Raw genomic sequence first — 14,243 nt, forward strand, 5'->3', positions numbered from 1 at the left:
TAATTTACAATCCAGTCTATAACTGGCTACAACCAGCGGCTGTATTTTAGGTTTTTGCTAAGGGGTGTTGTCATGACGACTGCCAAAATCCTATTGTTGGTGCTTAGCGCTTAATAGTTAGCACTTAGCCTTCATGATGACAATAACACCCGATAACCAATCGGACTATCGGGTGCTTTATATTATATTTGAGTTTGCAGCGCTTAGCTTACGTTTTATGCAGGAATTTGCGTATAGCTAATGCCAGCCATCTGGGTAGCCAAACGCAAGACCTGAGTACTATAGCCTACTTCGTTGTCATACCAGATATATACGATAGCATGATTATCAGTCAAAATAGTTGCTTGCGCATCGACGATACCAACATGAGTGGTCCCAACAAAGTCGGTCGACACCGCTTCAGTCGAGTCTGTATAAGCGATTTGCGACTGCCAAGTGTGACTGTTGGCGATTTTGCGCATAAACGCATTTAACGCATCAGCACTCTCTGGCGCGGTTTTTAGATTTAAGTTCAAAATCGCAAGACTCACGTTGGGGGTCGGAACGCGAATGGCATTGCCAGTTAGCTTACCACTGAGCTCCGGTAATGCTTTACCAACTGCTTTTGCAGCGCCTGTGCTGGTGATGACCATGTTCAATACGGCACTACGGCCGCGGCGGTCTGATTTGTGATAGTTATCAATTAGGTTTTGATCATTGGTAAATGAGTGAATGGTCTCGACGTGACCGTTTTCGATACCGTACTCATCGTTTAGTACTTTTAGCGTTGGGGTAATAGCGTTGGTGGTACAGCTGGCTGCACTAACGATAGTATCATCGCCGACTGTGTCATTGTTGACACCATACACGACGTTTTTGATATCACCGCCTGCTGGTGCGGTTAGGAGTACTTTTTTGACACCAGTAGATTGTAAGTGCTTACCAAGGCCATCTTCGTCTTTCCAGATACCTGTGTTATCGATCACCAATGCATCAGCGATACCATAAGCGGTATAATCGATGGTGCTTGGGTCATTGGCATAAATCACTTGTACAAAGCGACCATTGATGATCAGGCCGTTGTTGTCTTCATCAACCGTCACGCCGCCAGCAAAACTACCATGGATAGAGTCGCGCTCTAACAACGACGCACGCTTGGCCAGATCGCCTGCTTTTGCAGGACGTACGACGATGGCTTTTAGCTGCAAGCCTTTGTCACTAGATGCTTGCGATAACAATAGGCGAGTCAAGATACGACCGATACGGCCAAAACCGTATAGTACCACGTCAGTGGCGCTGTTCATCGCCCCTTGCTCGTGATTGACGGCTTGCAGAGCAGCCTGTACGTCAGTGTCAGAGGCGATTAGCTGGCCGACATCGATACGAGCGGCTTGAAGGCCTTTATTTTCTGCCAAAGTTTTTACCATGGCCAAAGTGTCAGCGACCTGGATAGTCTTTGCGTCTTGCTCACGCAGTGCTACTTTTTGATGCAGTGCCAATATTTGACCCACTGAGCTGGTATCTAGCGTTTCGCCGAACAAAGTCACTTGTACGTCTTGCTCATTATAAAGCTTATTTAGCAGACCCATTAGCTCAATGGCTTGTTGTTCTTGGGTGTTGTAGTTGCTTAAGTGGTCTTGATGTAATTGGCGTAAGGTATCAGCGTTGCTCACGAGAAACATCCTTATGGTCAGTAATGTATGATCAGTAAAGTGTGAAGAAAAATAAATAGATGGGCAGTATAGGCTCTAAGCGTTGACACTTATGGAGTCATCAAGACTCTCGATTTTGGTTATTTGCGTTAGAGTATGTAGAGCGCCTAGATTTTAGCCTAAAACGCCCTATTTTGCCAGTCATTAACCACGCGAACAGGATTATGGGACCAAGTTGACCGTTTGTTTGGACTGCGGTGTCAGCTTAAATTCTTTTAAATCGTAGCCTTGTTGCTGGGCAATTTGACGATATTTGGCGTACGTTTCTTGAGCGATATCTGGTGAGCGTGCCAGCAACCAAAGATAGTCTTTGTCAGGCGTCCCTACCAAGGCAGTTTTATATTCGCCATCACGTGCCAGCACCCAATAGTCGGCACGACCCACTGGCAGCCAGCGTATCCACGATGGCAAAAACGTAACCTCGAGTTTACTACCAGTGGCATCGGCAGGTTTGGCCAAGCCGTCAGCAACGATCTCTGCGCCGTCACTATCCAAGCACTTGTTGGTGACGATAACGCCAGAGCCGTCCGTCTTTTGCGTATAGTTGGCGGTCACATCGCCTGCACAGTTACGTTGAAAATACATCGGCAAACGACCTATCTCATACCACGTCCCCGCGTATTTGTTTAGATCCACACTATCGACTGTGGTCGGCGTGGTCGCAGATTTATGGATGATATCACTTGGCTGCACAGCTAGTGCCTCTGTCATTTCAGCACTGCTGGTCTTTGCCACTGTGCTTGATTTTGCCGCTGTGGTTGTCTCAGGCGAAGCAGCATAAGCAGAAAATGCCGCCAGAGGTATGATAATCGCTAATGCTATGCCTGTGTGCTTGATCAATCCATTCATAAATACGCGCTCCGGTATTTCGCTGTATGAGTCTGTATAAGACGTAGAACCGTAGGATGTCTGTCCATCAGCTGTTGATGAGCTAGGCTTTGATGACGCGCCTACTTTCTTAGACTTGTCGTAGGTATTAAGGTCGTAGGTATTAAGAGCGTCTTGCTGCACAGTATTGTCCGCAGGCGTTTGTCCATGACCCGTCAGGCACTTTGACGTTGTGTGCTTATCTTTTGGCAGCGAGGTTGCTTGGATGTCATCCATCATGGCAGAGTCTTCTATTTTGGCAGGTTTTTTGCTCACCTTTTTATAACCAAAATAATTGTCTTGTAAAGACACCTGAGTGGGCGCTGGCTGCGAATACCTGCTGCTCGCTATCTCATCTACCAGATCATCACGATAGCTGGCATCATTGCTGGCAGCATGACTGACATTGTCTGTTTGCTGTGCGCTGCTTTTGGTCAATTCACTGTGTAAATAGCAGTCGCTAAATGAACTGCTCTGCTGAGATTGAGAACCAGCTTCCTGTGAATCAGACCAAGCTGATTTAGGTAACTTATTGGTTTTCATAGATATACCGTATTTATTATGTCTGTTAAATATGCTTGATACACTGTCAATTTTATACATTGTAGATAACACCTAATGGGTGTAGTCGTGGTCTTACGTCTTAACCTAAGCCTATAGTGGCGCTATCGTCGATTCTAAATAAAGCAGATACACTATATGTCAACGTGGGACTGGTATAAACACATAAGAATATCAGTAAGTATCAGCGCGCTTTTTTACTAAACGCTATTTACTAAATGCTGTGTCTGCCATACTGTTTTTATAATAAGGTATCGTTTGGATAAGCGATAAATAGTTAGCTGCTTAGGGGCGTTTTAATCGGTATTTAATTGACTTTGTTAGACGGTATATATTAAGACCAGCCACCCCACAAAAACAGTGTCGCAATGTAGGGAAACGCAACGGTTTGTAAGTAAATATGTGTTTATGATGCAATATAAATACATGTTTACCAAACAGATAAATACGCTAAAAAATCAGTGGCTTAGCCGACTTAATATTTGTTGTGTTTTCGCGGTTTTAGGCCTATAAAAACTGACGAATACCCGCCACACTGACGCCGCCGTATTGCTTGGCCTTATCGATCATTGACGGCGATAATCCACCCAAACCAATGACGGGCATGTCAGCCAGTTTGGTCAGTGCAGACCATGCCTGCCAACCAAGTGGCGCAGTATCGGGATGGGTTTGGGTAGACAGGATGGGCGATACAAAAATACCGATGACGGGCGGCAGTTGCTGCTGGATGCGCATGCGTGCCAGCTGATTGGCGGCGGCGATGCTCTCGGCATCATGACAGCTGACGATAAGTGGTTGCCCTGCGGGTATTGAGTCGGCAGCGGCCGTCTGACCATATTGGCTATGTTGCCAGCGCAGCAGCTCCGTGTGAGTCAGATGGTATGCGCTGATGGGCTGGTGTGCCATTAGCGCCTGAGAGGTGGGCGCCTCCCTGATCTCAGCGCTACTAGAGCCATCATTAGTCAATGGCAAAATAGCCTGAATATCTGGTCGCCTCTGCATGAGCTGGGCAATTGTGCGGTCAGCGCGTGACACACTTGCGTCTTTGAGCCGTACATACACCCACGCACTGGGCAAAAGGTGCTGCTGGTGGTAGGCCAGCCATGCTGCCGCTGGATCGGTGTGGCCGCCAAAATGCGCTAAGGGATAAGTGATGGCGATGGCAGGTGGCAGCTGCAGCCACTGTAAAATCGTACGATTGGCCGCTGGCAATGGGTACTCACCTGCCAGTAACGCTCGCTTATCCACCCACTTGAGCGCCTGACCCTCTAGACCATACTCAGCCAGTTTATGCTGCTCGTATTGCTCTGCTGTCAGCTCAACTTGATATACCTGCAAGCTGACCTGCTTGTCACCATAGTCGTGATGGATACGGCCAAGCTTGACTATTAAGTTATTATCGACGTTGATGCCTGTCTCTTCGGCGACTTCTCGTATTAACGCCCGCTCGGCACCCTCCTGTGCTTCGATCTTGCCACCGACAAACTCATAAAGATTGCCCTGATGCTGCGCGGCATGACGAAACCCAAGGAGATAGCAGTTTTTATAATAAATGACCGCCACGGCGACATTGACAACGTTGGCGCTAGCATTGGCTTTGGTGCTGGCAGGCATGTGGGCAGTGTTGGTAATGAGCGAAGGATGGTTTATGCGGGTCATGAGGGTCCTTGAGGGCATTAATAGCTACTTGGAAATAGTAATGATAGTAGTGATGGATGATATTGATGACGAAATACCAACTGCGCTCTGACTGTCTTTAGCGGTGCGCTGATTTTAGCAAACGGCTGGCTTTCGATATTCGGCGAGCACAAAAAAGTGGTTGATAGCAAGGGATTTATATAAGTTTACATAATAACTGCATTTTATTTTATCAATTGGCTTGCAAAATTATTAAATCTAAATGATAATTATTATCGTTAAAGGTAGTAGTTCTATTGCCACTTATTGTTTTATAACTTTATCAAAAGGAATTTATTATGAGCATGGTCATCTCTCGTTACTTAAACTGTCGCGAAAATCGTCTGCCTACTTTGCAGTCGCAGCACCTATTTGCCTTAACCAAAGAAGTCCGTATCGAACATGAGGGCGAAGAGTATCGCCTGCGCCTAACTCGTAATAACCGTTTGATTTTGACCAAATAAATTGATATCTGCCTGTTATCAGACATCCCCGATAATAAAAAACGCCTTGTATCAAAGGCGTTTTTTATTGCAGCGTGCCCCTGTTTTAAAAATAGGGATAGCAGTGAGATAGATTGCAGCCAAATAAGGAAAATGTATACCAGTCGCGACTCTCAACCTATAACTGTTTCATGTTCAACTAACCATATCCCTTTTAGAACTGCCAACTATACACCACATCCACTGCGTTTTCTGCAGCTGAGGTAGCCTCGACGTAGATGCGCCGTGTCAGCTGATAACGAATAGACAAGCTATTCTGGGCATTAAACACCCCCACGCCATAGCGAATATACAGATCCGGTGTCACATAACCTGTGACATTGACGTTGGTGTCTTCACTACTGCCTGAGGCATCTACGGTCAGACTTTGCAAACCAAACACCTGACCTATCTGGTTGGTCAAGCTGCGCGTGCCGCTAAGCCCAAAGCTCAAGCCAGCCGCCGCCAAGTTGTTGGTGACCTGCGACTTAAAGCCTTGCTCACTGATTTGGGTGGCGCTCTTGTTATTGATTCTACCGGTGACTAGAGCATTCATCGCTTGCTGCTGGGTGAGTCCTGCATTATTAAAGACGATGATATTTGGGTTTTCTGTATTACCCTTAACCCGTAAGCCCACCGTCTTACCACTGATGGTTTTGACCGCCTCGATACTAAGGTTGGGCTTCATCACATCGCCATTAAAGCGTACTTGCCCATAGTTTAGCTCCAGACTTTGACCAAAAGCGTTGATATTGGTGCGACGTGACACCTGCACTACCCCTTTTGCGCGCATGATACCAGTGCCATTTTGATTGATGTTAATCGCCCCAGCCAAAGGAATGACCGCGCCAAAGCCGCGGAAGTTAATATCGTCACCCAAGTCGACACCGATATCGGCATTGATCGACCAAGGCTTGGAGACTGCTAATACCTCATCGATATTGCCAATCAAGCGGCGGTCAAGAACGACAGCATCTTCTGTCTGAGTGATGATATCTTCGCTGGCCTCTGGCGGACGGATGGTCGCTGACGGCACGCTCACCGCCCCTTTGATATCGACATAACGATCGCCTGGGCGCACGATGATATCGATGTCAGGGTTGAGCTCAGCGACGAGCAAAGGCGGCTGGGTGATGACCAAGCGCTCACCGACGACACTAAGCTTGGCTTGCAGGTTTTGCTGCCAATTCACCGTGCCTGTCAAAGTACCTGTGCCCGAACCACTATTAAAGGTACCATCGATGGTCGCCTGTGTGCCGCGGATTTTGGCCTCAGTATTGACATTGGTCAGATTGACGGGCAAATCAAGCATGGCAATACGGCCATCTGCCAGTTTGACATCACCATAAAACTGCGGTTTATCCAATGTACCGCCTAGACCACCTGCCATCGTGACATTGCCCTCCAATACTCGCATGCCTGGGAAAAACGGCTTAAATATCGCTAAATTCAGCTCATTGAGTACCAGCGCGCCAGAGATTGGCTTGGGTGTCTTATAGGGGTCTACAATCACCTCAGCATAGCCACGGGCGCCGCGCCCTGTATTGATATCTGTGCGTAGCTTGATACCTTCAGGCACCGACAACGCAATCAGGGACACGCGTTTGTACGGTAATGTCACCGACGCACTATCACCATCTTGAATCAAGCCGATTTTGCCATTGTCCGAGTATAGCGTAGTATTGATGGTCGGTGGACGACCACGCTGCCAGCCGACGATGGCCTTACCATTTATCTTGCCATGCCATTCAATATCTTTGGGCAAAAACACTGAAAATAGCGTGGTATCAAGGTTTTGTAAGGCAATATTGACTTCGCCTTTGTCTGGTGAGGCAATTAAGTTGTCGCGTAGGCACAGCTTGCCACTTTGGTCAGACGCTTGCCAGCAGTGTGCGGCCAGCTGTACTTTAAAGTCGTTGCGACTGCCGTCTTGCTCATGAGGCAAGTTGACAATCAGTTGAGCAGGCTGCAGCTGGTTTAGGGTAGCGTATTTAGACTTTATACGCCCTTTACCGATGACCCCTGACCAGACAAGCTTGTCACGATTAAAGCCGCCTTTGAGTCTGGCACCAATATCGAGCTGCTCATTAACCACATCCAGATCGACCACATGGGCCTGCTCGGTACCATTAAAGGATGCTTTGACACTTTCAAAGCTTTGCTCTGCTGCATCCAGACCTTCTGCCGTCACGATAAGCTGGCTTGGACTGTTTGCTAAATTGACAAGCTTGCCGCGCACGCGGCCTTGACGCAGGATAAATCCTGGCAGCGCGATGCGCTCACCGACCAAATCGATATAAATGGTGGGCAGTGCCTGTCCTGCTGGCTGCGATAAGGTTGCGCCGCCTGTGACTTTACCCGCAAGTTTGTCTGATAGCTGATCAAGGCTTGTGATATTGATTTTGGTTTGTAGCTGCTGGGCGTTGCCATCAGCAGTGACGTAGTTGTCGCCCCAGCGTAGCACCAAATTATCGGCATTTAAGCTATCGATTAGCGCATTGACTTGTTTATATTGCGCTTGCGCATCCTGTGTTTGTAAGCGCTTAAAGTAGCTTGCTAGATCTTTTGGCAACCGCATTTTCGCCGTCAAGCTGCCTTTGGCACTAAGCGGCTGGCCTTTTAATCGACCACTTAGATCTACCTGTCTGATATTGACGGTTTGCTGATTGTCACCCCAGCGGCCATCCGTATCGATCGTACCAGTGATGAGGCTTGGCGTATCTTTTAGGAAGTATCCGATATTAAAACGATCCATGACCGCCTTGATATCCCACGCGATGCCTTGACGTACATCAACCGTACCTGTCGCATCGATGCTACCTGCAGCGCCTATATGACGCAGACGCTTGATACGAATCAACTGAGCATCGCCGTTGGCATCTATCGTCAGCTGACCCGCTGGCAGCTGCTCGGCGTCTAACACGCCATCGAAGTTTATGGCAAAACGCTGCAGCTTTCCTGAGGCGTTGGGGTTGTTTTTGGCAGCCGTTTGCCACGCACCGCTGGTGGTCAAGTCGCCTGTGATAATCGCTGGATTATTGGGTAAAAAATACCCCACATTAAACTTGTCAAAACGACCATCTACTGTCCAGCCGATATGGTTGCGCAGGTCGATGACACCCTTGGCATTGACCGCCCCTGCTTCACCGTTATAGGTTACGTTTCGAATACTGATGAGTTTTGGCGTGCCCGCTGCGTCAATTGAGAGGCGACCTTTTGGTACATCAGCGGTATCGACCTGACCAGCAAAACGAGCGTCAAACACCGACAGCTCACCTCCGACGATATCGACACTGGCATCGCCTGTGCCTGTCAGCCCAATACGACGGCCGTCTTGTGTGGTATCGAGCGCTGCTTGTAAGTCAGTATTGTTTAGGGTGACGATATGACGCTGGCCGCGCGCGCCGCCCTTATTGATATTGAGCAAACGACCGCGCGCGCTGATACTGCCAGTCAGGCGCTCTAGCGGCAAGTCGCTACGATACGCTTTTGGTAGCAAGCCATTGGTACGTGCATCTATCTGCCATGTCAGCGGACGGTTTTTGCGCGCCAATTGGATCTGGCCGGTGCCAGACAAGTCGCCCACCACACCATTGTAGTTGAGGCGATTGATATCAATGACGTCGCCAGCTTTACGCACGCGTACATCATAATTGCCTTTAGGGGCAGCGTTTAGCTCATTGATGGTGGCATTGGCATCGACCGACAGACGCGAGCCGCGAATGATGACGTCTGCTTGCCCACGTGGGCTGTCGATATTGCCGATGCTTGGTACATCACGGCGGATGAGGTTTTGCCAATTGGCATCGATATACCAAGGCGCGGCTTGTGTGGATTTGGCCGATACTTTACCACGCGCGATATTGGCGTTGACGTGCTCGCCATCACGCTGGCGCAAATCAGCATCTATCTGTAGATTACCATTACTGTCTTGCTGCTGATAATGGACTGACAGTCTGCCATTTAGTTTTTGCGGTGCATATGCTTTAAAGTCGGCGTAGTCATCTGGAATGGCACGGCGAATATCAAAGTTACTGCCAGTGGCGCGCACTTTGGCATCAAAGCTGTCTTGCCAGTCCAAGATGCCTTGTAATACAAGATTACCCGCGGGTACTTGAGCATATAAGCTATCGACGCGCAGCTGACTATTGGCAATGATACCGCGGCCTTGATAATGTCCTGATGGGATATCTTTGGCAGTCAGCTCGGTATTGATGCGCAGACGTATTTCGGAGATGACCCCTGTGGCTGTCGCTGTACCGCTTTGTAGGCGGATGTTTTGGCTCTCAGCATACGGAATCAAAATATCATCCCATTGCAGCTTTGCCTGAAACGGCGAGCCGTCATCTAAGCCCTGAGCGACAAAACTACCGCTGACGTCGCTGTCGTTATAGCGGCTACGCACTTTACCAACGGTGCGTTTTAGCGTACCTGTGGCCGTGACATTGAGCGGATCGATATAGGCTTTTTCTAGCGCGCTGACCTCTACGATAGCGCTCAAATCTAGCGGGTAATCACCCTGCAACTCAATCTCACCTTGCAATGCGCTGACGTTGACGATATCAGCATACTGCAAGTCGCCGCGACCCAAAGCGACCTGTGTACCAACCCACGTCAAATCACGGGCGGCGATATCATGCACCACGATAGGCTCTTTGGTCACTTGTTTATAAATGATGTTGTTTATTTTGGCCTGATCAAAACGCAGGTTCACTGGTAGTTGCAGGGTTTTATAATCAAATGGCTCGCCCGTTGGCGGCTGGTTGTTGATGATCTCGATGGTATGAATGTCTGCATCGCGCAAATGCACTTCTTTGGCAAACATCGCACGCCAGCCTATTTTGACATACGCCTTATCGACCAAAATCTCAAGGTCGTCAGTCGCGTTGATATCGATATCGCTGACCCAAATACCATCGCGTAGATTGCCACGGCCATATTTGAAATCAATGCCTGTCTCAGCGCTGACTTTTTCTAAAATAAACTTCGTGCCCGACTCAGTACCTGCAGCATAAAAAAACGCCACCAACATAATCGCCAAGACGATGGTGATGAGCACCAGCAGTTTGAGCAAAAAAGACAGCGGATACCAACGCCTGACAGCACGAGCATCGCGCTGTGCTGGGTCTTCATCTGGTGCGTTATTGGGCGGGGTGTTTTTTGTCAGCATGACACTCAACTACGTTAAAAAATGATGACCAGCAATGGCACGATAAATACGAAAAATGACAATAAAGCTATAAGGGCGAACCAATAAAGAAGTGCAGTCTAACCGGAATACTCTCCTCTGTCACACCCGCGGCGACATCCACCCGTACCACACCGACGGGGGAAGCCCAGCGGATACCGACACCGACGCCGACCTTGGTATCTGTCTCAAAGTCTTTGTCGTAGGCATTACCCACGTCCGTAAAGAAAGCGCCGCGAAACCCTGGTCTAAACTCATAGTTATACTCAGCGCTACCGACTGCCAGCACCTGCCCGCCTGTCAAGTAGCCCTTATCTAGCGGGGATAAACTCTCATAATCGTAGCCGCGAATGCTTTGGTCGCCGCCTGCAAAAAAACGCAGCTTATAAGGCACATCATAAAAATCATCTGCCCAAATATAGCCTGTATTGAGACTGCCTAATACCTGATGTTTTTTATCGTCACCAAAGCTATAAATACCACTGACACCAGCGCGAACGATGGCCAAGTCGGTGTCGCTCAGCGCTTTGTCAGTCCCAGCTTCGAGCGAGTAATACTGGCGGATACCGCGAGTCGGGTTGGTCGTACTGTCCACGTCGGTTTTGTTCATGCCATAGCCAAACAGTAATGCTCGCTGTTTGGGTTTAGAAGACGTAAAGCGAATGGGCAGGTCATCAAGCTCTGTCTCATCTACGCCCGTCTCTAGCTCATCTAAGCGATAACGCATAGAGTAGCTGCGGTTCCAGCCACTGTCGCGGCGGATGTTACGGGCAATGGCCGCTTTTAGCGTTTTGGTGGACAAATCAAAGTTACCTTCGCCTTGATCAATAACCTCTTCTTCATAGGTCAGACGTCCATCTAACTTATCATTGAGCGGATGTTTCCAAGGCCTACTGCCATAGACAGCGACATTTTTCGTGATTCTTGAAACCTCAGTCTCTGCCCCCGCTTGATAGCCTTGACGATTGAGCAAATTATAATCTATTTTGGCAGTGGCCCTGACACCTGTGTCTGTCCCATAACCTAGACCGACTTGCGCATCACGCGGCTTGTTGGAGGACACAAAAACATACAGCGGTACTTTTTTGCTTTCAGCTACGTCTTGCGGGGTTTTACGTCCTGCCAGCGTGGGCGGTACAAAGTTTTCGTCGGCCAGTAAGTTTTTTTCATCTGGAAATATCTTTTGTGCCACATTACTGATGGAGTCACTGATTTTACCCAAGATGCTATCCGCCTCTTGGTCTTTTTCATCGAGTACGCGATCGTTTGGCAAGCGGCTTAAACGCTCAGCTTTTTGTTTGATGACTTGTAGTTTATCCAGCGTGGCTTCGTCTGCCTCAAACTCGATGGCCGCGATATCGGCAGGGTCGACCGTCGCACCGCTATTACTGGCCGAGCTTTCGCTTGCGACACCGCCGTTTTCTGCACTCATACGCCCGTCATTACTGACTGTGCTGGCTGCCGTAGCGGCATTGTTGGTCGTACCATTATTGACATCATTGTCATTGACATCATTGTCCAACACCTCATCGCCATTGGCAGTAGGCGCATTGTCAAAAGCCAACGTGCTCGCCTCACTACTCTCATCAGGTGGCAAAATGGACTCTACGTTGACGGTGTTAAAATAACGGGTCGCCGACAAATCGTTACTAAATTTGGTCACCGCTGGCCGATAAAACTTGTCGCCCGGCTCAAAGCCGATGAGCTGCTGTAACAATGACATCTCAACAGGTAGCTTGTCAGGGTCTCGTGTCAGGGTGTTGGTCGCTTCATCATAAGTAAAAAACACCACGTCATCAAACTCGTAACGATCGCCTGTGTTATAAACCAAAGCGACGTCGGCGGTGTTGTCTGGCAAGATGATATCAACCGATTTGTTTAGCCAATACTCATCAAAATAACCATAAGTGTTACTCAACGACTCCAAAGCCGCTTTGCTGTTTTTGTAGACGCGGTGGTTAAAGATATCGCCCTCTTGTGGTGGCAAGTCCGGTTCAAGCGCAGCAAACTCCGGCTGCTCACCGCCTTCGCCGCGAATCTCGACGATGCGGCTGTCCACACGCACCGGCTCTCCCAGATTTTCGATGATGACATCAATCCTATCGCTGTTAGGCTGACGCAAGCGCAAAGTCACATCATAATACCCCACTGCTTTTGCCGCATCTAATGCCGTCTGACGCAGGCGAGGCAAAGCTGCAGTAAAGTCAACGACCGACTGAACTGTCGTATCATCCAGCGCCGCTTTGATGTTTTTTATCGGTTGGGTATCGTCATCAGCTTTTTTGAGCTTTGGTTTGCCATCGCCTGTATCTGCTGCCTGCTGTAGATAGACAGTGGTGTCGACATGCGGCAACGCCCTCACCCCCCCATTAAACAGGCGATTATAAAGGCGCTTGATGATATTGCCATTGTTACGGGCTAGCGGTCTTTTTTCATCAGCTTGCTCGATACTTTGGCTGACCGCCTGCGTATCGGTTTGATAATCTGGCAAATAGTCATCAGGATTGATGTCTTGTGCTGCGGCACTTTCTCCATTAGCGGCGCTGGTATTGGCCACAATCTCGCTATCAATCGCTTCATTAGTGCGGCCACTGCTGACCGAATCACTAACATCGATCGGACGCGACATCACTTCGTCTGTCTGCGCTTGTGTTGCCGCGCGCTCATCTTTCTCATTTTTACCCAGCGTCTCCAAGTTACTTGGGGTTGGCAAATTGGTGGCATCCAGCGCCATATCCAAACCCACAGGCGGAGTGGTATCATCCAAACTGGCAATCGGAGCGTCAAAGTCTCTGTCATAGCGACCAGCACCGTCAAGGGGGCTGACATTGCTATTGCCAGTCACCGTGCTATTACTCTCTAGCATGTCATTATTTTGACGATTAATAGCTGCCAGCTCACGCTCTATCTGCTCAGGCGTCATCATCTGATAACCCTGCTGCTGTACCTCAGCGGCCTGCTGCAACAGATTGTCGTTCGCGCCTGTATTAGACATATCACTAGCCAGCGCATCATTATTTAGAGCATTGTCGTTAGGTGAATTGTCGTTAATTGAGTTGTTATTCAGCGCATCGTTGTCGACACCATCTATCATACTTCCCTGATTTTTTTGATGACGGTCAGCGCCATTTGTGTTATTCGTCTGGTTATTCGATCGGTTTGAGGGGTCGTTAATTGAAGAGTTACTATTTACAGCATTTGACGTTTCAGTGTTTGAGTTTTTAACGGTTGATTTTTTGAGACCTAGACTTTGCTCACTATACTCATCGAGCACAGATTGATCGACAATACCTTGCTCCACCGCTTTTTTTAGGCGTAGCGCGTCTAGTGCAGCATCTACTTGCGAGCCGTCCTCTAACGGCTCACGCGGCGCTGAGCTAGCGCTTGCACGACTGTTAGCAGACTGAGTGGCAGGAGCTTTAACCATGACCGTAGGCGGCGCATCAGCCCATACCGTAGGCGCTACCCCAAAACCCACCAAGCTGGTCGTCAGCGCGGTAAATAATGCTGAGCGTGTAAAGTGCGCGCACACGGCGTGAGGTCGAGCGCTGTTATCAGAGCGGATAGCCGTACTGGCACTCGCGCTATGAATACTCACGCTATGAGTATAGGTATGCTGCGGCGTCAGCAATACGTTGTGCGTTAGAGTTGATGGCTGGTGCTTCATGATTGGTTCCTATCAGCTCACGCGGTACCGTATCAACAACGATGGCCATTGTTTAGCATTACCGGTGAATAAACTTATCGCAGTGGTCTGAATTATCACTATATTTGGCA

General features: G+C 48.8%; 6 protein-coding genes. 1 reads left to right on the forward strand and 5 read right to left on the reverse strand.

From position 1 onward, the window contains the following. Positions 1-215: 215 nt before the first annotated feature. The 3 genes from ACNFVB_RS09535 to ACNFVB_RS09545 form a co-directional block, all read right to left on the reverse strand. Positions 216-1,661, reverse strand: a complete 1,446-nt coding sequence (locus ACNFVB_RS09535; protein ID WP_430737327.1) for a glyceraldehyde-3-phosphate dehydrogenase — start codon at positions 1,659-1,661, stop codon at positions 216-218. A gap of 192 nt (positions 1,662-1,853) precedes the next feature. Then, positions 1,854-3,101 (reverse strand): lipocalin family protein, encoded by a 1,248-nt coding sequence (locus ACNFVB_RS09540; protein ID WP_430737328.1) that lies wholly within the window; start codon positions 3,099-3,101, stop codon positions 1,854-1,856. A 525-nt stretch (positions 3,102-3,626) separates the two neighbouring features. Further along, positions 3,627-4,778 carry an NUDIX domain-containing protein gene (locus ACNFVB_RS09545; RefSeq protein ID WP_430737329.1) on the reverse strand — a complete coding sequence of 384 codons (1,152 nt, stop codon included), beginning with the start codon at positions 4,776-4,778 and terminating at the stop codon, positions 3,627-3,629. 323 nt (positions 4,779-5,101) lie between these two features. Here ACNFVB_RS09545 and hemP point away from each other — a divergent pair, with 323 nt between their 5' ends. Beyond that, entirely contained in the window at positions 5,102-5,260 is a 159-nt protein-coding gene (hemP, locus tag ACNFVB_RS09550) for a hemin uptake protein HemP (protein WP_227672156.1), read from the forward strand. A 193-nt stretch (positions 5,261-5,453) separates the two neighbouring features. Here the strand turns inward: hemP and ACNFVB_RS09555 are convergent, their stop codons facing one another. Both ACNFVB_RS09555 and ACNFVB_RS09560 read right to left on the reverse strand, forming a co-directional pair. Continuing rightward, a complete protein-coding gene (locus tag ACNFVB_RS09555; protein ID WP_430737330.1) occupies positions 5,454-10,448 on the reverse strand; it encodes a translocation/assembly module TamB domain-containing protein in 4,995 nt (1,664 codons plus the stop codon). Between the two features lie 67 nt (positions 10,449-10,515). Beyond that, positions 10,516-14,133 carry an autotransporter assembly complex protein TamA gene (locus tag ACNFVB_RS09560; protein WP_430737331.1) on the reverse strand — a complete coding sequence of 1,206 codons (3,618 nt, stop codon included), beginning with the start codon at positions 14,131-14,133 and terminating at the stop codon, positions 10,516-10,518. Positions 14,134-14,243 lie beyond the last annotated feature (110 nt).

The sequence above is a fragment of the Psychrobacter sp. VH5 genome, assembly GCF_050572635.1.
Lineage (GTDB): Bacteria > Pseudomonadota > Gammaproteobacteria > Pseudomonadales > Moraxellaceae > Psychrobacter > Psychrobacter celer.